Below are 19451 nucleotides of genomic sequence, written 5' to 3' on the forward strand. Positions count from 1 at the left end.
AATTCCCAAAACATTGGTTTACATTTGGGTAATTAAGGGTATAAATTTCTGTTATTAATTGTAAAATAATTCTTTTGTCCTAAACCAACAAAGGTCATATGATTCATCCATAACATTTGTTATTCTAGTAAACTATTTAGTGGTATATACATCCCATCTTTTCCATTTAAGGGGTGTACCATTCCCGACGATCAAAAAAATGATCAGTGACCTGCACTGATCTGACCGAAAAAGGAGAGAGAACTATGACGGCGATTGGTATTGACTTGGGCACGTCCAATAGTCTGGTATCCTACTGGACCGAGGACGGTCCCGCACTTATTCCAAACGTACTGGGGAGCCATTTGACCCCTTCCATCATCAGTGTGGATGAATCAGGAGAAATACTCGTTGGCCAGGTGGCGAAGGAGCGACTGATCACACACCCTCAAGAGACCGTGGCCGCATTCAAACGCCATATGGGTACACAAAAGACTTACAGGCTTGGGTCGTACACCCTTTCCCCTGTTGAATTATCTTCCTTCGTCCTCCAATCGCTGAAGCGGGACGCGGAGAGTCATCTCGGTGAGGATGTTTCCAAAGCCGTCATCAGCGTACCGGCATATTTCAATGATAAACAAAGAAAAGCAACAAAACAGGCAGCGGAAATGGCGGGGCTGAAGGTGGAACGCCTGATCAGTGAACCGACGGCGGCTGCCATCGCCTATGGGTTCCACCAAGAGGAAGAAGATACGAAATTCCTCGTCTTTGACCTCGGAGGAGGGACCTTTGATGTATCCATCCTCGAGCTGTTCGAAGGGGTCATGGAAGTGAAGTCTGTAGCCGGCGATAACTTCCTCGGAGGAGAGGACTTCACGTCCCTCCTCATGAATGCCTTCCTGCAATCAGAAGGACTCAAGGCGGAAGAGCTCGATCCCCAGAAGCTTTCCCTCCTCTTTAAACAGGCGGAGGAATGCAAAAAAGCACTCTCAGGGAATGGTCAGTCATGTACCATGACCCTCAAGGCGAACGGACGGGTGCGGGAAATGGAAGTGGATCGGAAGCGATTCGAGAAGCTTTGCCAGCCCCTTATGCTGAAGCTCCGAAAACCGATCGAACGGGCCCTTCGCGACGCGGATCTCATGGTGGATGAGATTGACGCCATCATCCTGATCGGCGGTGCCACCAGGATGCCGATCATCAAGTCGACCGTGAGCAAGATGTTTGGCAAGCTCCCGTTCCTTACCATCCACCCTGATGAAGCCGTCGCTCTCGGTACGGCCGTGCAAGTAGCCTTGAAGGAGAGGAACGAAGCCGTCCAGGAGCTGATCCTGACAGATGTATGTCCGTTTTCCCTCGGAACGGCGATTTCCAAACAAGTGGGCTACGATCAGTATTCCGACGGTCATTTCTTCCCCATCATCGAGCGGAACACGCCGATTCCGGTCAGCCGTGTAGAACGATTGGCCCCGATCGCAGATCAACAAAAGACGATCACGCTTGAAGTCTATCAAGGGGAAAGCCGCATGGTGGAGAACAACTTGAAGCTAGGCTCACTGAAAGTCGATATCCCACCCGGTCCTGCAGGAAAGGAAGAGGTGGATGTCCGCTATACGTATGATGTGAACGGTCTTCTCGAGGTGGAGGTGACCATCCTCAGTACCGGGGAGAAGAAGAATATGTTAATCGAACAAAGCGACAGCGGCCTGTCCGATAAGGAAATGCAGGAACGGATGGAACAGCTTGCCAGCATCAAGATCCACCCCCGCGAGCGGACGGAGAACAGACTCCTGGTCGCCCGTGGGGAACGCCTCTACGAGGAGGCACTCGGTGACAAACGGAGTGTGATCGCAAGAGCCATCGAACAGTTCGAAATGGCTCTTGGAACCCAGGATGATCAACTAATCAAGCGCGCATCGTCTGAATTCAAAGAAGCACTAGACCAATTCGAAAGCTGGAATAATCTATGACACAGTGGGAAATACTCGGCATCAAACCGACGGATGACCTCTCCGTCATCAAGAAAGCCTACTCCAGGCAGTTAAAGAATCATCATCCCGAAGACGATCCTGAAGGGTATCAGAACCTCAGGGAAGCCTACGACAGCATCACCAAGATGGTGAAACAGCAAAAACGTGCGGAAAAGGAAGCGGCCTTCGCGACAATGGACGAAGTGGAAATGGAAGTGGACATCCCGGAAGAAACAATCACAGAAGACGAGGAGTATGTCCCTGCCTCCAGTCCCTTCCCCGATCACATCGGCTCCCATCATCAGCCTTTGAGTGATATTGCTTTGCTCCTTGATCAGGCCGAGGCCCTTTACGGCGATTTTGAAGCAAGGCTCGATGAGGGGCGCTGGATGGACCTCCTTGATCAAGATGTACTATGGAATATGGAGCTTCAACAGCGGGTGAGTGAAGAAATGCTCCTTTTCATCTGGCATCACTGTCTCCTTCCAAAGAGGATCTGGATCCTTCTTGAAAATCAGTTCGGCTGGCATCAGATGCTGAAGGACGGGAACCATTCACTCGATGAGGAGGATGCCGAACAATTCTACCGCTTCTATGATCGTCGACTCGGCTACTTTCCGGCACTGCGCTATGACTGGACCATCGGTGAGGACATGGATCACGAGGCCTTCTTCCATGCGCTTGAGTCTGCTTACGATGAATGGTTCAGAGGGAACTTCGAAGCATCTGAAGCATACGCCAAAACGGCACTTTCACTCTTTGAACGTCATCCCGATGTCCATAAGCTTCTCGGCGAACTTCATCTCCAGCAAGGAAGGGTGAAGCATGCTCTTCCTCACCTCGTGGAAGTGACGAAGCTCGATCCCGATGACCTGGATACCCAGCTGTCCACGGCGCGTGCCCTCTACGACGATGGTGCCTATGAGGAATCCGCAGCGGTCCTTGCTTATCTGACAGAGCTGGAACCGGAAAACACGGACTTCCTGAGTCTTTACGGGAAGGTATTATTCAAGCAGAAAAAGCTTGTGGAAGCCCGCAGGGTATTCAAAAAGGTCAAGCACATCGATCCTCTTGGAGATTCTGAAGTACTAGTGTACCTGGCCAACATCCACCGGATCATGCGGGAGGATCCTGGGAAGTTCAATGCCTCCATGAAAGATATCAAAGCGGAATTATATATGTACTCCCCCGGCAAGAAATTCAAAGTGTTCTTATGGAACCAATTCAGATGGAAGCTGATCTTTTCCTATATATTCTTATTCGTAAGCTGGCATCAGCTCGGCAATATGGCTGAAGAGATACATGTGAACCGCGTTGCGTTTACATTGGTGACGATATTCAGCATGGGCTCAGACTACAGACAGCCTACGTCCACCATTATCTGGACCCTGATCTGGACAGCGATCCTTCTCTTGGCTCTGATACAGATCTTCAAGCAATGGAATCGTATCAGACGGTCGTTGGTGGCTTAGAAAGGAGAGATTACCATGAATAAAGAACAGCAGCGGTTTATCGATACAATGGGATCCCTGAACTATACTGGAGATCAATCTTACTATGGCATACTCCATTACAAACCCCGTAAACTTCCATACTCCCAGGCCAAAAAAATCCTCGAGTATTGGGGGATCGTGGATACTGAGTCGGCCCATGCCACACTGACCTGGTTTCTTGAGGAAGGATTGCGCAAGGATTTCAATCGTATAAGGAATATCCTTTTATTTATGTCAGACGCTGACAGGGAGCATTGGGTCTCTTCCCTCGAAGACGAAAAGACCCGGAACCAGTTCAAGGTCGTAAACCGGTACCTGCACAAGTTGAACAGCAGTAGCATTGCAGGTGCAGATTATGGATTCTGTGTGATGTTTGCTCAAAATGCGTTTCGCATGGGGTTCATCTCACTCGACGATTCGGATGAGTACGCCCTTCAAGCCGGTAGAAAGGCTCAGAAGGACTTCCCTAACTGGAGCGATTACTTGATCTCCCACTCGGCAGGAGCAGAATTCAATAAAGAAAACGAAGAAACCACAGTAACCTTTATGAAAAGTCAGCAGTTCACGCTGACCAGGGTTCTGACAGCTCCCAACAGTCCTTTAAGAAAGGTGAGCTGGAATACGAATCTAGCCTTGTAACCAAAACAAAGCGCATGCCCGCGGCATGCGCTTTTTCTATTGAATTAAACCAATACACCTTCAGAGAACGATTTGTTCAGGGTCGGCCAGTACGCTTGATTCGCTTCGATAAGATCATCGAGGATCTTTTTCGCCACGATGGCTGAAGGAATCGTTTTATTAAGGGTGAAGGCCTGCAGTGCCTTTTCATAGGATCCTTCTGTGATGGCTTCCACCAGGAGCTTTTCAGAGGCAAGCTGCTGGTCGATCATGGCTTTATGGAAATAAGGGATTTCTCCTACATATTCCGGTACCGGACCATCACTCGTGATGGAGGCAGGCACTTCGATCATGGCATCAGCAGGCAGATTCGGGATCGTCCCGTTGTTCTCCACCATGACGAGATGGCGTTCTCCCAGGTTTTGTGCAAGGGAGACTGTCACATCCACGATGAAGATGCCGTGAACGCCCACGTGGAACGCGTCTTCAAGGACTCCCGTCTCTTCATACTTCCTGACGGTTTCAAACAGTGATTTCTCGCGTCCATCCATGACTTCATTGGCGCGGGTGTATTCCTTATTGGAATTCTCCACGATGTATTCCGGCAGCAGATAATATTGAAGGTATGGATTCGGCAGATAATCCGGGAAGAAGTCCATGATCGGCTTGATGTTCTTGAACGTCTTGATCCATGACGCATCCGCATGTCGATAGTCGATCTTCGATACGTCCTCTGTCAGGAGGCCATGCTCACTCACATGCTTCCTCAGCTCAGGAAGGCGGTCGACGCCGTCCACTTCCACCCTGGTGAACCAGCCGAAGTGATTCAACCCGAAATAGTCCACTTTCAGCTCATCCCGTTCAACCCCGAGGATTGCACTCATATTCCTCATGGTGGCGACCGGCATATCACAGATATTGAGGACGCGTGCATCAGGACGAAGCTTCCTTACCCCTTCAGCGACAATCGAGGCGGGGTTGGAATAGTTCACGATCCAGCAGTCCTTCTTCGCATACTGTTCAACAAAATCGATCAGCTCCACCATCGGGAAGATCGTACGCAGACCGTAAGCCAGGCCACCCGGTCCGCATGTTTCCTGTCCGACCACGTCATGGGAGAGCGGGATCTTTTCATCCAGTTCCCTCATGGCATACTTTCCGACCCGCATCTGGGCGAAAACGAAGTCCACATCCGTGAAGGCCGTCTCAGGATCAGTCGTATCAAGGACTTTGATGGAATCGGAGTATTCACGGATCACGGCTGTTGCTGCCACGACGACCTTCGATTGTCGCTCGCCGTCAATATCGTAGAACCTGATTTCCTCGAGTGGCAAATCCTCCAGGCGATCCATCAGACTCCTTACAATCCCTGGCGTATATGTGCTTCCTCCACCTGCAATTGCTAGTTTATATGTTTTCATAGCTGCATTCCTCCTAGATTTTGATCGACTTGATCCCGTACGGATTTCACGTTCAGACCATAGACTACCTGTACGTTGTTACCTGACTTGATGACTCCTTTAGAGCCCGTTTCTTTTAGCTTCTGCTCATCGACCGCTCCCGGATCCTTCACGACAAGGCGAAGCCGGGTATAACAGTTGTCGACGTTTTCAATGTTTTCACTGCCTCCAAGGGCGGCAACGATCGTTTCCCCAAGGGGTGCTGCGGTTCCAGGGGAAGCAGCACTCTTCTCCTCTACCGGAGCCTCTGCCTCTGCCTCTTCTTCGCGACCCGGTGTCTTCAAATTAAGCTTCAGAATCAAGAAGCGGAAGACGACGAAGTACACGGCAAACATGAGCAATCCGACAAGGATGAACATCGGCCAGTTCGACTTGGTCGTACCCAGCGGTAGATTGTAGAGCAGGAAGTCGATGATGCCATTTGCCCCGATGGCATGGACCCCAAATACATTCAGGAGCATCATTCCCGCTCCTGTCAGGACGGCATGGACGACGAACAGGATCGGTGCCGTGAATAAGAAGGCGAACTCAAGCGGCTCTGTCACCCCGAGAAGGAAGGACGTGACGGCTGCCGGAAGCAGGATGGCCTTGGCCATTTTCTTTTTATCCTTGTTCGCCGTTACATACATGGCAAGGGCTGCACCCATGAGACCGAACATTTTTGCAAGTCCCCTTGCATCCCAATTCACCGTGCTGCTCAGCACCTTCGTGCCGGCATCGGCCATTTCCGCAAAGTAGATGTTCCGCGCCCCGTAGACGACTTCTCCTGCCACTGTCGACGTTCCGCCAAGCTCCGTGTAAAGGAATGGCGTATAGACCAAGTGGTGGAGACCCGTTGGGATCAGGATCCTCTCAAGAAATCCATAAATCAGGAAACCGACGTCCCCAAGGCTCTTGATCCCTCCGGCCAAAGCCGTGATCCCATTTTGGACATATGGCCAAAATTCAGCGGCCAGGAAGCCGAGGATCATAGCACTCGGTATCGCCAGGATGGCGACGAAGCGATGTCCGGAGTAGATGGAAAGGACACCCTTGAATTCCGTGTCACAGTATTTGTTGTGAAGGATCCCTACAAGGGCCCCGATCAGGATACCGGCGAACACGCCCATTTCAAGTACTTGTACGTTCAGAACCATGGCCTGTCCTGCAAGCTGCATCTCTTCAGCAGGGACAAGATTGCCTGAGATCTTCAATACTTGGTGCATGGCGTTGATGAAGATCACGAAGGTGACAAGCCCTGTTAGAGCAGCATACCCCTTATCCTTCCGCGCAAGACCGATGGGGATCCCGACGGCGAAGATCAGCGCCAGATTCTGAAGGATCGATACGGCTGAGGACGAGATGAATGTCCCGAAGTTTTGTATATAGGGATGTGCAAGGAACGGTACATATTCTGCAAGATTTCCATTCCCGAACACATTTCCGAAAGCAATGAACAGACCGATGATCGGTAGGATCAAGATCGGTGCAAATAATGATTTTCCGAATGTTTGAAGACCATTGACGACTCTTTTCATGTGCAGCCTTCCTTTCCTGTGAAGTAAACGCTATCATTTACATCCAAAGTATAGCGCGGATAACCGGCTCATGTAAGGGATTACAGGGAATCTGTACAGTGTGAACAAAAGATGTAACATGTTACATCTAATATTCTTCAATGATTCCCTGCTCAATGGCGAGGCTCAGGAGGATGTCGATGAGCATGAACATATTGGACTCATAGGAGGTCACCTGGAATTCCTGCTGTGACTCGATTGTGGGGTCGAAGACGGGGAAGACGATATCGGCAAGGGCAGCCGTCGTGCTTTGACGATTCCCCGTGAAGAGGACGGTCTTAAGGCCTTTGTCCTTGGCAATCTGCACCTTCTCAATGACCTTGGCCGTCTCACCGGATCGTGAAAAGATGATCAAGAGGTTGTAGCGCTGGATGTTATTGAAGAAAATCGCCCGGCTGTCACTAGTGGACGTATTGGACACATAGTAACCATAAAGCTCGAGCTTCTTTGCCAGATAATTGGAGAACAGGGTGGAGAATCCGGCTCCATAGAAGTAGATGAGGTTGTGCTGCTTCAGTTCATCGAGGAATTTTCCGATGCTGTCTTCCCCGATGGAATCAAGGGTCCAACGGGCATTGGAAAGAAACTCTTCTTTTTTCCTGACGAGGGGATCGTGAAGGCTGGTGGCGGGACCGGGATCCTGCATATTTTTCACTTTCAAGCCCAGGTTGAAGATAAATTCGCTATAACCGCTGAATCCGAGCTTCTTACACAGGCGGATGATGGAGGTGGTGGAGACGAACAGCTGATCCGCCGCCCTCCGGATGCTGAGCTGTTCTCCTTTATCATGTGATTCGATCAGAAACGAGAGGATTTCTTCTTCCGAGGGGTTCAGATCGTGATCACTTGCATAATCCAAAAACAATTTCTCTGTTTTTTTCATGTTCACTCGTACCTTTCTGTGATGGCAGACCTATATTCTGTACCCCTATTTTCTCATGTTTAGGCCTCAATCAACAAATCCCCTGTTCAACCTGGTAAGGAATTCACCGAAAAGCGCCCGTTCCTCTTCACTCCATCCGTCCATCCATTCATTGTAGCGCTCCAGCCTCAATCGCTTATCTGCTTCGAGCTTCTCTTTGCCGAGCTCCGTGATCTTGAACATCCTGACGCGGCCGTCACCTGGATCGGAGAAGCGCTGGATGAGTCCTTTCGTCTCCAACCCGCCCGCCTGTCGGGATAACGTGGAAATATCAAGCTTGAAGGAATCGGCGAGGTCTTTGACCCGTGATGGCCCGAATTCATCGAGCTGGCGAAGGAGCAGATAGGAAGCACGCTCCAGGAACCCGATCTTCCGTTCAGACTGATCGAGGTAGACCGCTCTTCTGATAAAGGTCGTCAATTCATATTCAACACGCTCTAGAGGGTTTAATTCATCCATATATTTTCGCTCCTTTTCGGTATGAAAGCTGACAGATTCGTTGACAAATGATCAAATGCTTGTATAATACAAATATATTAATTGTATCGTACAAGCAATTCGCTGATTTGTAAAGCGTTTTCTTACCGAAAACTTACGTGAAAGAAGGGTTCAAAGCTGTTTTACAGCGACGTTATGAAAGTACTCCGCATTATTTTACAAGTCGGAATTTTATATGGGTTTTCCTTTGCAGGAGGATGGATTCAACAGGCATTGGATCTTCCGATTGCAGGCAGCATCGTCGGCCTGCTCCTTCTCCTTCTGTGCCTTGCAATCAAAGTCGTCCCGGTTGTGGTCGTGGAAGACGGAGCAAGCTTCCTCCTGTCCATACTTCCACTATTATTCATCCCCGCCATGGCGGGCGTCATGAACTACCCAGGCCTTGTATCACCAACCGGGGCCGCCTTATTCTTGATTGTCATCGTCAGTACCGTCGTGACCATCGCTGTAGCCGGACATGCGAGCCAGCTCCTTGAGAAAAGATCAAAACGGAAGGAGGAAAAACGATGCAGCAATTCCTGCTCACAATCGTAAGCATTGCGGCAACCGTGGGGATCTACATCGTCATGGCGGGAATTTATAAACGCTTCTCCCTTCCCGTTCTGATCCCCGTTTTGACCTCCACGATCATGGTGGTCGGTCTCCTTGTCGGCTTCCATATTCCTTATGAAGACTACATGGTCGGTGGACAGTGGATTCATTCCCTGCTCGGCCCGGGAGTCGTGGCCCTCGCCTACCCTCTCTATAAGCAGAGGGACGTCATCCTGAAGTACAGCCTGACCATCATCGGAGGAGTCTTGGCAGGCCTCCTCACTGGCATGATGAGTGGATTCCTGTTCGCACGGATCCTTGGGATGGATCATGACCTGATCCTCTCCATCATCCCTAAATCGATCACGACGCCTGTAGCGATCCAGATCGCCTCCGGAATAGGCGGCGTACCGGCCATGACCGTCGTCTTCGTCATGGTGGCCGGATTCTCAGGCGTCATCCTCGGACCGATGATCCTCAAATGGGTTCGGATCAGGAGCAAAATGGGACAGGGCATCGCCCTCGGAAGTGCATCCCATGCCCTTGGCACCTCAAAGGCCATGGAATACGGTGAGCTTTCCGTCTCCATGAGCTCTGTCTCCATGACCCTGAGCGCCCTCCTCGGCTCCGTCATCGGACCGCTTGTAGTATGGCTGTTCCAGATTTGAGGCTGACGAAGCTGAGAGCATGACCTGTTCATGATACCCCTTGTAGATGTGGTGGTGTGCGTGCACACTCAACCTTTCTATATAAGGGGTTTTTGCATTTTTTAAATGAAGGATGAATGAATACAAAGTCCGTTCCTTTTCGCTGCAGGCGCTTGCTTTCCGCGGGGAGGAAGTCGAGCTTCCTCGGCTGCGCCTGCGGGATCTCGACCTTTCCTCCTTTCCCGCAGGAGTCAAGCGCCTTCCGTTCCAATCCACTCAGAAATTCTGATCGTTGTAGCGAATCACCTCATATATGCTCCGTATTAAAAGGATCGAATCCTTTAGCTGCACATAACCTACTTCCTAAAAACAATAAAACGGCCGATTACTTGAGATCCACTCTAGTAATCGGCAGCTTTTTTCTTATTGTTTTCTATTTCTATGCGTTATTCCCCAGGCACCTTTTCAGATGGCTTGGATTCGTTTTCCTGGATGTTGACGGTGGTGACGTAATAGGAGTCACCCTCTTCATGATTCTCATCAAAGAAGCTTTTCCGTTCATGGGCAGAAATGCTGGCTACGTGGGTGTACTCTTCTTCGGAAGCAGATTTTTTATAGACGCGATAGCCGATGACATCGTCTGCACGGACGGCGTGCCAGTTAATCACATTGGACTCCTGGGTGACGTCGGTCGGTGGCTCAGGCGTTTTTTCCTCCTGCTTCTGCTTTTCACTGATCAGCTCAGTGTACACGACCAACCGATCTGGATACTCATGCTTATCGTGATCGAACGTACCGGTACAGGTGATGACATTGAGCTTCCGTTTATCCGATGGACCGAAGATCTTTTCAATCGGTGCGTCATTGTAAGGATAGCTCTCTTTTGATTTTACTTTGAATGTGCGCTCATTGCCGTTTTCGTCGGTGAGGGTGATCGTTTCCCCGACCACGATGTTCTTCAGGTAAAAGAAGATGGCGGGACCTTCCTTACTGTCGACATGCCCTGCCACAACAGAACTTCCCTTCCCACCCGGCTTTGGCCCGCGGTCATACCACCCGGTCACTTCTGTAGACTCTGGAACATCCATTTCACCGGATTCCTTCAGTCCGACAGGGATCACCTTTGTATCGATATCCATACTCGGAATTTGGATCCTTACGGGGGTAATTCCCTCTTCTTGAACCTTTAATTGTTCTTCCAGCTCGGCTTTCTTCTTCTGTAAAGAGTCAAGAAGAACAAATTCTTCCCCTTTGTGGCCAATCGGTCTCGTCTTTTGCTTTGTCTCTTTCTCAGCTTTCACCTGTTTTTTCTCTGATGTCTGCTGAGGTGTGGTATTTTCCTGGGCGAATACCTGGAAGCTTATGATGCTGAGGAGCATGACAGTCAATACGATCAATAATCTCTTTTTCATCTTCTCACCTCTAGTAGGAAAAAGAGAAGAGCGGTAAAGCCCTTCTCTCTTCATTTAATTATTGTTGGTTTGATACTTTTTTGCGGATAAGGAATACTCCAGCTGCTAGTAGAGCAGTGATTCCTGCTGTCCAAGCCATGATTGGTGCATTGGAGTCTTGTGCAGCTCCACCCATACCTGTGTTAGGCATAGCAGATGGCATATCGGAACCTGCGAACATATCAGGGTTTTGTTTCACGATGGCATCTCCAAGTGCTTTACCTACTCCGAACATGTACGCATATCCTTCACGGAAGTCTGCAGTGCTTGCATCGTAGTCTTCAGCCAAGTAGTCATCGAATGCTTTCAATACTTGCTCTTCGTGGCCTTTTACTGCTGCGATGGCGTCTTCAGCAGGTAGATTTCCTTCTGTTGCTGTTCCTAGGAAGTTACCGAAGTCTTCAGAGAACATGCTCAAGCTTTCGCGTGCTGCTTCTTCTTTTTCTTTATCATCAGCCAATACAGCTGCTACTAGATCAGATTGGGCATTGATGTGCTCGCCAGTCCAGATTTTTTCGAATTGTGCTGCACCTTCATCTCCGTAGATGGAAGCAATGGCTGCTTTGAAGTCTTTTGTGTGCTCATCTTCAGCCCAGTTGGCGAAGTCATAGTCAGCTGCTCCGTCAACGCCTTTTTGCATTCCCATTGTTGCAAGGGCAAAGTGCTCTGCTGCCAGATTGTTCAATGTAGAACGAAGATCAGCTGCTGCAGAATCGGCTTTTGATCCTTCGAATTTATCAGGCATTTGAGTCACGATCGCTGTTGAAAGAGCTTTACTGATATCGAACATGCGGTCATATCCTTCACGGAATGAAGAGAAGTAGCCTTTGTAGTCTTCTTCTACGTATGCATCGAATGCATTAAGGACATCTTCTTCATGTGCCTTCAGTACTTCAGCTGCTGCATCTTTCGGAAGATTTTCTTCCGTTGCTGTGCTGAGGAAAGTCGAGAACTCTTCTACGAATTCATCCACTTCTTTTTCAGCGGCCATTCTCGCATCTTCATCACCAGATTGAGCGGCTTTTACGAAGTCTTCTGAGTAAGCATTATGTCCGCGGAAGATTCGTTCGAATTCCTTCGCTCCTTCTTCACCGTAGATGGATTCGATCGCCGGCGTCATATCCTTGGCGTTGTCATCCAGTGCCTTCATGGCTTGTTTTTCGTCCGGTGCGTCGTTATAATCTTTTACCATTGCGTCAACCGCTAGCACAAAGTGCTCTGATAGAAGCTGATCAAGAGTGGAACGCAAGTCTGATGCCGGAGTGACGGCTGTCGGTTGCTCTGCTGCGAAACTTGCTGTCGGTGCGGCCAGTAGGGATAGCCCAAGTACAGGTGCTGCGATTTTTTTCATTAGCTTTGATTTTTTCAATGTATTCCTCTCCTTTTATCCTGGTTTTTTATATTTACACTAAGATAACGAGAGGGTTTTGTATTTGGATCACTTTTTTTAAAAAACTTTTTTACATCTATGCCGATTATAATGTGGATTGATTCAATTAATGACTCATAAATGGCTTTAAATAAGGCTTTGAGCAAGTATGAGGGAAATTAAATTTTTTCGTAATTTCTGTCAATTAGTGTTTCTAATAGAAAAAAGACCAGCCTAAGCTGATCTCATTTGTTCTTTATCTTTATCCGATTCCACTCCCTGTTTCCCCCACTCCCTGTTTCCCCACTAATAACATGATCCCTAGAAGGAGGAGACCGACGCCCAACCATGACAGGGCATCAAGGGATTCGCCGATCAGAAAGACCCCGAGCATGGTGGCGGTGAGGGGTTCGGCGAGGGAGAGCGTCACGGCGGTTGAGGCAGGCACCTTCACCAGTCCACGTGCAAAGAGAAGATAGGCAAGTCCTGTTGCCACGACCCCGAGATGCAGGGCAACCCCGGCTCCCCTTACCTCCATAAGCCACGATAGATCATAGAGGAAGAGGAAGGGCGTGAGGAAGAATGCACCCAGCATGAACACGACAGCGACCACGGGAAGTGTTTCCCTTCTATTGACAAGGGTTCCGCTGATCATGGTGTACCCGGCAAATGAAGCCCCCGCCCCCAGTGCGAGGAGGATGCCGCGCGGGTCGGCAACGACCGATCCTCTATTCGTGAACAGAAGGATGCAGCCTGCGATGGCCAGGGCGGTGGAGGCCCACCAGGAAGCTTGGGGGACATTCCTTTTTATTCCCCATTCAAGGAGTCCTGCTATGACCGGGGCGCTTCCGATGGCGATCACGGTCCCGATCGCAATCCCCGTCATTCTGACTGCCGAGAAAAAGAAAGGCTGATAGAGTGCCATACAAAGAGCGGCCGCCACGGTTCCTTTCAAGGGCCACCCTCTCCAATGTATTTTTCCCAAGGATAATAGAAGGAGGAACAAGCCTCCTATGGCCAGGCGCACCGCTCCGATGGCAATCGGATGGACGCCTTCAGGAGCCAATGCCTGCACCGTCCCCGTTGTTCCCCACAGCATGGCTGCCAGGAGGATAAACAGAGCATACTGTATCCGCAATGAAACCCTCTCCTAATCGATTACTGGCTGAATGGGAACCTCATTCCCACACCCGATCGGCAATGGCGATCACGTGTTGCAGCTTCTTCCATTGTTCTGCTTCGGTCAGCAGATTTCCTTCTTCGGTTGAAGCGAATCCACATTGGGGACTGAGACAGAGCTGGTTGATGTCCACATAGCGTGCAGCTTCCTGTATCCGTGCCTCGATGTCTTCCGTCGCCTCGAGATCTCCATGCTTGGACGTAACAAGACCGAGGACGATCTGGAGATTCGGATTCTTCACATAGCGTAGCGGTTCGAAGCCTCCGGAACGCTCATCATCGAACTCCAGGAATAGCCCGTCGAGGTCGAGCCCGCCGAAAATGGTTTCGGCAGCCGCTTCATATCCGCCTTCAGCTGCCCATGTCGATTTGAAATTCCCCCTGCAAATATGCATGGTCACGACAAGGTCCTCTGGGCGATCCTTCACAGCCTCATTGATGGTACGGGCGAAGGATTCCCTGAGTTCGTCGGGTTCGCGGCCAAATGCCTTGATCTGCTCATGTCCCTGTTTCGAGAAGAATACCGACCATGCCGTATCGTCGAGCTGCAGATAGCGGCAGCCTGCATCGTAGAAAGCACGGATCGCCTTTTTGTAGGCTTCGGCTACATCCCGATGGAATGCCTCCAAGTCATCTCCGTATACGTCCGTTTCAATTTTCCCCCTGAAGAAAAGCATATTTGGACTCGGAATCGTCATCTTGGCAGTGTGATCGCCTGCAATGCCATGAAGGAATTCATAGTCTTTCAGCATCGGATGATCCGTGAAGTCCACTTTTCCCGTCACTTTGATGCCACGTGCCTTGGTCGTCGTGTTATGGAACTTGATCCCCTGGTCCGATTCATATCCTTCGACGCCATCGAGACCTTCAAGGAAGTCGAAGTGCCACCACGCCCTCCTGAATTCACCATCGGTCACGACTTGGAGGCCGATTTCCTTTTGCTTGTCGACGATGCGGATGATTTCTTCATCCTCGATTCGTCGGAGTTCAGCTGCGGATAGCTCTCCATTCCCTCTCCGTTCGCGTGCTTCCTTGATCCGCTCCGACCTCAGCAGGCTGCCCACCTGATCTGCCCGGAACGGGGCTTTTATTGCTTTCTTACCTTTTGTCTGTACGTGTGTCATCTGAATCCTCTCCCTTTTTTCATATAAAAAGGCCCTTCCCGGTAAAAGGAAGAGCCTGATGATTCTCGTCTCTTCCTCATCTCCGAACGAATCTCGTTCAAGGATTTAGCACCATTCTGTTCAAGTTTGAACAGCGGTTGCCGGGTTTCACAGGGCCAGTCCCTCCACCACTCTTAATAAGGAATATCGCTATTTAATTTTCTCAATATAATAATTATTCAGGATTTAGCTCCTGTTGTCAATGGGATGAGGGAAATTAACCGCTCAACTTTTGACGGTTTCGTTCTCCAATGACGCTCCATTCGTCTTGATCACCTGTCTGTACCAGTCGAAGCTGGCCTTCTTAGAACGGTTGAGGGTGCCATTGCCTTCGTTGTCTTTGTCCACATGGATATAGCCATACCGTTTTTTCATTTCGCCGCTTGAGGCGCTGACGATATCGATTGGTCCCCAGCATGTGTAGCCCAGCAGTTGGACTCCGTCCTTGATTGCTTCGTTCAGCTCGCGGAGATGGGCTGAGAGATAATCGATTCGATAGGCATCGTTGATTTCCCCATCTGCGCCGGGCTCGTCGATGGCTCCGAGGCCGTTTTCCACGACGAATAATGGTTTTTGATAGCGATCATACAATTGATTGGCCGTAATCCGGATCCCTTTTGGATCGATCGTCCATCCCCATTCCGATGTTTTCAAATGAGGATTTTTGACCGAAGGGAACACATTGCCTGCCGTCATCTTCCCGAGGATTTCGGGATCACGGCTGATCGTGCGGCTGGAGTAATAGCTGAATCCGATGTAATCCACCGTATGAGCCTTGAGGATGTCTTCATCTCCTTCTTCCATCTGGAGATCCCACTCCTGCTCCCGGAAGAAGCGCTTCGCATAGCCCGGATACGCTCCACGGGACTGAACGTCGATGAAGAAGTAGGATTCGCGATCACGTTCGATTCCCGCCCAGATATCTTCCGGATTACAGGAGTACGGATACGTGACACCTGCGGCCAGCATGCACCCGATCTGTGCCTCCGGATCGATCTCATGGAGTGCCTTCACGGCAAGGGCACTAGCGACAAGCTGATGATGAGCAGCCTGATAGAGGACCTGATCCCGGTTTTCACCTTCTTTGAACACGATTCCTGCCCCAAGGAAAGGCAGATGGAAAAGCATATTGATTTCATTGAACGTCATCCAATATTTCACGGTTCCTTTAAAACGATTGAAAAGAGTGCGGGCATACGTTTCGTAGAATTCGACGAGATCACGGCCCTTCCAGCTTCCGAACGTTTCAATCAGATGGACAGGCACATCGAAATGGGCGATGGTTACAACGGGTTCGATTCCGTTCGCTTTGAGCTCTGCGAAGAGGTTTTCATAGAATGTCAATCCTTCTTCATTCGGCTCAGCGTCGTTCCCGTTCGGGAAGATCCTTGCCCAAGATACAGACACCCGAAGGCATGTAAAGCCCATCTCGGCAAACAGCTTGATATCTTCTTTGTAGCGATGATAAAAATCAATGGCTTCATGTGACGGGTAGTAAAGGTCATCTTGAAGTTCCAGGTGTGGGATATTCCCTTTCATATAGGAGAATCTCTCTTCACCGCGTGGAAGGAGGTCGACGTTGGTCAACCCCTTCCCGCCTTCGCGGTATCCTCCTTCTGCTTGGTTTGCTGCAATGGCCCCTCCCCAAAGGAAGGATTTTGGAAATGTAGTCGTTGTCATGATACTCGCTCCTTTTCTTTCATATAAGATAGCAGGCGTGCTCCTGCTTTGATGTCCCCCGGTTCTTCTGAGAGGACGTCCATGAATTCATTCGTATTGGTCACGACGATCGGCGTGGACAGGTCATACCCGGCTTCCTGGATCGCCTTCACATCGAATTCCACAAGGAGCTGACCCGCTTCGACGCGGTCCCCCTGGGCGATATGTGCGGTGAAATGCTCACCATTCAGCTGGACGGTGTTGAGACCCACATGGACGAGGATCTCTGCTCCATCGTCTCCTACAATCCCGACGGCGTGCTTCGATGGGAACAAGGTGCCAATCACACCCGTGACCGGAGAGTACAGCTTGCCTTCTGTCGGAAGGATGGCGACTCCTTTTCCAAGGGCTTCTGTAGAGAAGGCGGCATCTTTGACGTCAGACAGGGGCATCACGATGCCTGTCAGCGGGCTGACGGCGCCGATAGTGGAAGATGGCGTGACGTGTTGATCAGTAGGAACTTCCTGGTCCGTCCCTTCTTCCACGGGATCCTTAAAGCCGACAATATACGTAAGGGCAATGGACAAGATAAAGGATACAGAGATCCCGATGATCAAGCCGATGAAGCCTTCGCCATAGAAGATCGGGAGGGTCAATAATCCCGGAGGGCCCGTAGCGATGGCGGCGCTTTGGGAATAGCCGACGATGGCTCCCCCGACACCTGCACTGATCGTGGCCATGATGAATGGCTTTTTCAGCGGCAGGGTGACACCGTATACGATTGGTTCCGTGATCCCGAATAGACCGGTGATCGCAGTCGAACCAGAGAGGGCCTTCAGTTTTTTGTTCTTCGTCTTCAGCATGACACCAAGGGCTGCCCCTGCTTGTGCAAAGATAGCCGGAGCGGTTACAGGCTTGACGTTATCATAGCCTTGTACGGTAATATTGTTGATGAAGATCGGAATGATCCCCCAGTGAACACCGAAGATGACAAGTACCTGCCAGGACATGGCGACAATGGCACCGGCAATGATCGGGCTCAGTGAGAATACATAGAGGATGCCTGCTGCAATTCCATTCCCCACATACACACCGAACGGTCCAAAGGCGAGAAGCGTCAACGGCAGGATCGTAACCAACAAGACAAATGGCGTAATGAATGTACGCACGGACTGATGGATCCTGCGGTTAAGGAATCGCTCGAAATACCCCATGACGAGGACCGCCAGGATGATCGGGATGACAGTTGATGAGTATTTCATCATCACGACAGGGATGCCGAAGAACGTGGTTTCAACGTTCCCGTTGGCAAGTTCAATGATGGACGGATAGATCAACGCCCCGGCAATCGTAGCGGCAATGAATGGGTTCGCATCAAATTTCCTCGCGGCTGTAAACGCTAACAACACAGGCAAGAAGTAAAATAGGCTGTCCGCTGCAGCATATAGAATGATATACGTCGTATTATCCGGAGTCATCACCCCGGTGCTCGTCAAAATCTGAAGGACCCCCTTCAGAACACCTGCGCCGGCCATGATGCCAAGAAGCGGTGTGAAGATCCCAGCAATGATATCGATGACTCTGCCGACTGCAGATCCTTTATCCCCTTCTCCGTCCGTCTGTTTTGAAGACGTATCCGATAGGAGGGATGTTTGTTTCCCGATCTCACGGTAGACGTGGGAGACGTCATTTCCGATGACTACTTGGAATTGACCGCCGCTTTCCATGACGGTGACTACACCATCAAGTGCCATGATGGCCTTTTTGTCTGCTTTTTCACGCTGATTCAGTTTGAACCTGAGCCTTGTGGCACAATGCACGAGCGAGGCGACATTTTGTTCCCCGCCGATATGGCGGATGATCAGTTCTGCTGTTTTTGCGAAATCCATTGTGAAAACCTCCTTTATTTAAAAGCATTGATTTTTTAAAAAGAAAAACCTAGACAACGGCAAAGAAAAAACAATGTTTTTCCCTTGCTGTCACCTAGGTTTAGCCTGCTTGACCAGTAACTATCCTCTTGGACTATGCTGCATCGCATGACGTGATGTCACGCGATGGATATGAAGTGTGAGGTATATGCGTTCGTCTTTTGATAATACCCAGTGGAGCTCCTTCTGGATGTAGACGGCAATCTTCCCTGAGCACTCGAATGCCTGTGGATATTGACGCTCGACCTGCTGATAGAAAAAGTCGTCATTCTGCTCCTCGACGATCTGCTCCTTTTTCATGAGCCTCCATGCAAAGAAGCGGAGATGGGTGAGAAAGCGCTCGTAATTCATGGATTCTTCATCGAGTGTCACATTGAAGTGATACTTGACGATGGTCAAGATATCGTTGACCGTCGTCACGACTTTGGAGATGGATTCAAGCCCTTCACCAGACACTTGACTGTTCACAAGGTGCATGGCAATGGACGCAGCCTCATTCTCATCCATCATGATCCCTGTCTCTTCCTCGATGATCGTCAGTGCCTCAAGTGCGGTTTGGTATTCTTTCCGGTAGTACTTCTTGATCTCCCATGCGAGAGCATTCTGAAGCTTGATTCCTTGCTTGTAGCGGGTGATGGCAAAGCTCAAATGGTCGGTCAAGGCGACATACAGATAGTCATCCAGCTTGACCCCGAGCTTCATCGCAGCCATCGTCATGATTTTCTCAGAGAGTACGAGATACTTCTCCGACACGTCTGCCAAAAGCTCTGCAAGTTTGGCAGATACGCCTTCTCCCTCAAGTACGAAGGTCTTCTCCACCAGTCCGGTATCCACCTGATCGCCCGGCCGCTTCTTGAAGGCCAGTCCCCGTCCCATGACCACCAGTTCTTTCCCTTGATCGTCGTGGGTCAGGACCACATTATTATTGATGACTTTACTAATCTCCATATCTCTTCGCCCCGTCCATCCATATTCCCTGAAACAAAAATAACCCAAATCTGCCCACACGTCACCTCAAAAGGTAACCA

Annotated in this window: 17 protein-coding genes and 1 riboswitch; of the genes, 6 read left to right on the top strand and 11 right to left on the bottom strand. The window is 50.0% G+C overall.

The annotated features are described in order from the left end of the window. Window positions 1-245: 245 nt before the first annotated feature. From D5E69_RS21685 to D5E69_RS21695, 3 genes are read left to right on the top strand one after another with little or no spacing between them, the layout of a single operon-like run. Window positions 246-1949 carry a molecular chaperone HscC gene (locus D5E69_RS21685; RefSeq protein ID WP_063191279.1) on the top strand — a complete coding sequence of 568 codons (1704 nt, stop codon included), beginning with the start codon at window positions 246-248 and terminating at the stop codon, window positions 1947-1949. After that, entirely contained in the window at window positions 1946-3421 is a 1476-nt protein-coding gene (locus D5E69_RS21690; protein WP_048004729.1) for a J domain-containing protein, read from the top strand. Before D5E69_RS21685 ends, D5E69_RS21690 begins: the two co-directional genes overlap by 4 nt. Before the next feature lie 15 nt (window positions 3422-3436). Further along, on the top strand, window positions 3437-4081 hold the full coding sequence (locus tag D5E69_RS21695) for a DUF1266 domain-containing protein (RefSeq protein WP_048012110.1): 645 nt from the start codon (window positions 3437-3439) through the stop codon (window positions 4079-4081). A gap of 44 nt (window positions 4082-4125) precedes the next feature. Here D5E69_RS21695 and D5E69_RS21700 read toward each other — a convergent pair whose 3' ends face one another. The 4 genes from D5E69_RS21700 to D5E69_RS21715 form a co-directional block, all read right to left on the bottom strand. After that, on the bottom strand, window positions 4126-5481 hold the full coding sequence (locus tag D5E69_RS21700) for a 6-phospho-alpha-glucosidase (RefSeq protein ID WP_048004727.1): 1356 nt from the start codon (window positions 5479-5481) through the stop codon (window positions 4126-4128). Then, window positions 5478-7037 (bottom strand): PTS transporter subunit EIIC, encoded by a 1560-nt coding sequence (locus tag D5E69_RS21705; protein WP_048004726.1) that lies wholly within the window; start codon window positions 7035-7037, stop codon window positions 5478-5480. Before D5E69_RS21705 ends, D5E69_RS21700 begins: the two co-directional genes overlap by 4 nt. Window positions 7038-7164: 127 nt before the next feature. Next, the gene (locus tag D5E69_RS21710; protein ID WP_048012113.1) at window positions 7165-7959 is read right to left on the bottom strand and encodes a MurR/RpiR family transcriptional regulator; all 795 of its coding nucleotides are present in this window, start codon (window positions 7957-7959) and stop codon (window positions 7165-7167) included. Window positions 7960-8025: 66 nt separating this feature from the next. Beyond that, window positions 8026-8457, bottom strand: a complete 432-nt coding sequence (locus tag D5E69_RS21715) for a MarR family winged helix-turn-helix transcriptional regulator (RefSeq protein ID WP_148794449.1) — start codon at window positions 8455-8457, stop codon at window positions 8026-8028. A gap of 174 nt (window positions 8458-8631) precedes the next feature. Here D5E69_RS21715 and D5E69_RS21720 point away from each other — a divergent pair, with 174 nt between their 5' ends. The 3 genes from D5E69_RS21720 (at window position 8632) to D5E69_RS21730 (ending at window position 9963) form a co-directional block, all read left to right on the top strand. Beyond that, window positions 8632-9030 (top strand): CidA/LrgA family protein, encoded by a 399-nt coding sequence (locus D5E69_RS21720; RefSeq protein ID WP_048004723.1) that lies wholly within the window; start codon window positions 8632-8634, stop codon window positions 9028-9030. After that, window positions 9003-9695: an LrgB family protein gene (locus tag D5E69_RS21725; protein WP_048004722.1), complete on the top strand. Its 693-nt coding sequence runs from the start codon at window positions 9003-9005 to the stop codon at window positions 9693-9695. The genes D5E69_RS21720 and D5E69_RS21725 overlap by 28 nt, the downstream gene beginning before the upstream one ends. 112 nt (window positions 9696-9807) lie before the next feature. Next, window positions 9808-9963, top strand: a complete 156-nt coding sequence (locus D5E69_RS21730; RefSeq protein WP_156183370.1) for a hypothetical protein — start codon at window positions 9808-9810, stop codon at window positions 9961-9963. A 157-nt stretch (window positions 9964-10120) separates the two neighbouring features. Here the strand turns inward: D5E69_RS21730 and D5E69_RS21735 are convergent, their stop codons facing one another. The 7 genes from D5E69_RS21735 to licT form a co-directional block, all read right to left on the bottom strand. Further along, the gene (locus D5E69_RS21735; protein ID WP_159130243.1) at window positions 10121-11086 is read right to left on the bottom strand and encodes a class F sortase; all 966 of its coding nucleotides are present in this window, start codon (window positions 11084-11086) and stop codon (window positions 10121-10123) included. Between the two features lie 58 nt (window positions 11087-11144). Beyond that, the gene (locus D5E69_RS21740; RefSeq protein WP_048012133.1) at window positions 11145-12476 is read right to left on the bottom strand and encodes a copper amine oxidase; all 1332 of its coding nucleotides are present in this window, start codon (window positions 12474-12476) and stop codon (window positions 11145-11147) included. A 280-nt stretch (window positions 12477-12756) separates the two neighbouring features. Beyond that, on the bottom strand, window positions 12757-13632 hold the full coding sequence (locus tag D5E69_RS21745) for an EamA family transporter (protein ID WP_159130244.1): 876 nt from the start codon (window positions 13630-13632) through the stop codon (window positions 12757-12759). Window positions 13633-13672: 40 nt separating this feature from the next. Next, entirely contained in the window at window positions 13673-14797 is a 1125-nt protein-coding gene (locus tag D5E69_RS21750) for a 5-methyltetrahydropteroyltriglutamate--homocysteine S-methyltransferase (RefSeq protein ID WP_048012116.1), read from the bottom strand. 73 nt (window positions 14798-14870) lie between these two features. Further along, window positions 14871-14980, bottom strand: a riboswitch (SAM riboswitch). Between the two features lie 81 nt (window positions 14981-15061). Beyond that, on the bottom strand, window positions 15062-16516 hold the full coding sequence (locus D5E69_RS21755; RefSeq protein WP_159130245.1) for a 6-phospho-beta-glucosidase: 1455 nt from the start codon (window positions 16514-16516) through the stop codon (window positions 15062-15064). Beyond that, window positions 16513-18384 (bottom strand): beta-glucoside-specific PTS transporter subunit IIABC, encoded by a 1872-nt coding sequence (locus D5E69_RS21760; RefSeq protein ID WP_148794443.1) that lies wholly within the window; start codon window positions 18382-18384, stop codon window positions 16513-16515. The genes D5E69_RS21755 and D5E69_RS21760 overlap by 4 nt, the downstream gene beginning before the upstream one ends. Window positions 18385-18504: 120 nt before the next feature. After that, window positions 18505-19371 (bottom strand): BglG family transcription antiterminator LicT, encoded by an 867-nt coding sequence (gene licT / locus D5E69_RS21765; protein WP_048004717.1) that lies wholly within the window; start codon window positions 19369-19371, stop codon window positions 18505-18507. Between the last annotated feature and the right edge of the window lie 80 nt (window positions 19372-19451).

The organism is Rossellomorea marisflavi (genome assembly GCF_009806575.1).
Classification (GTDB): Bacteria; Bacillota; Bacilli; order Bacillales; family Bacillaceae_B; genus Rossellomorea; species Rossellomorea marisflavi_A.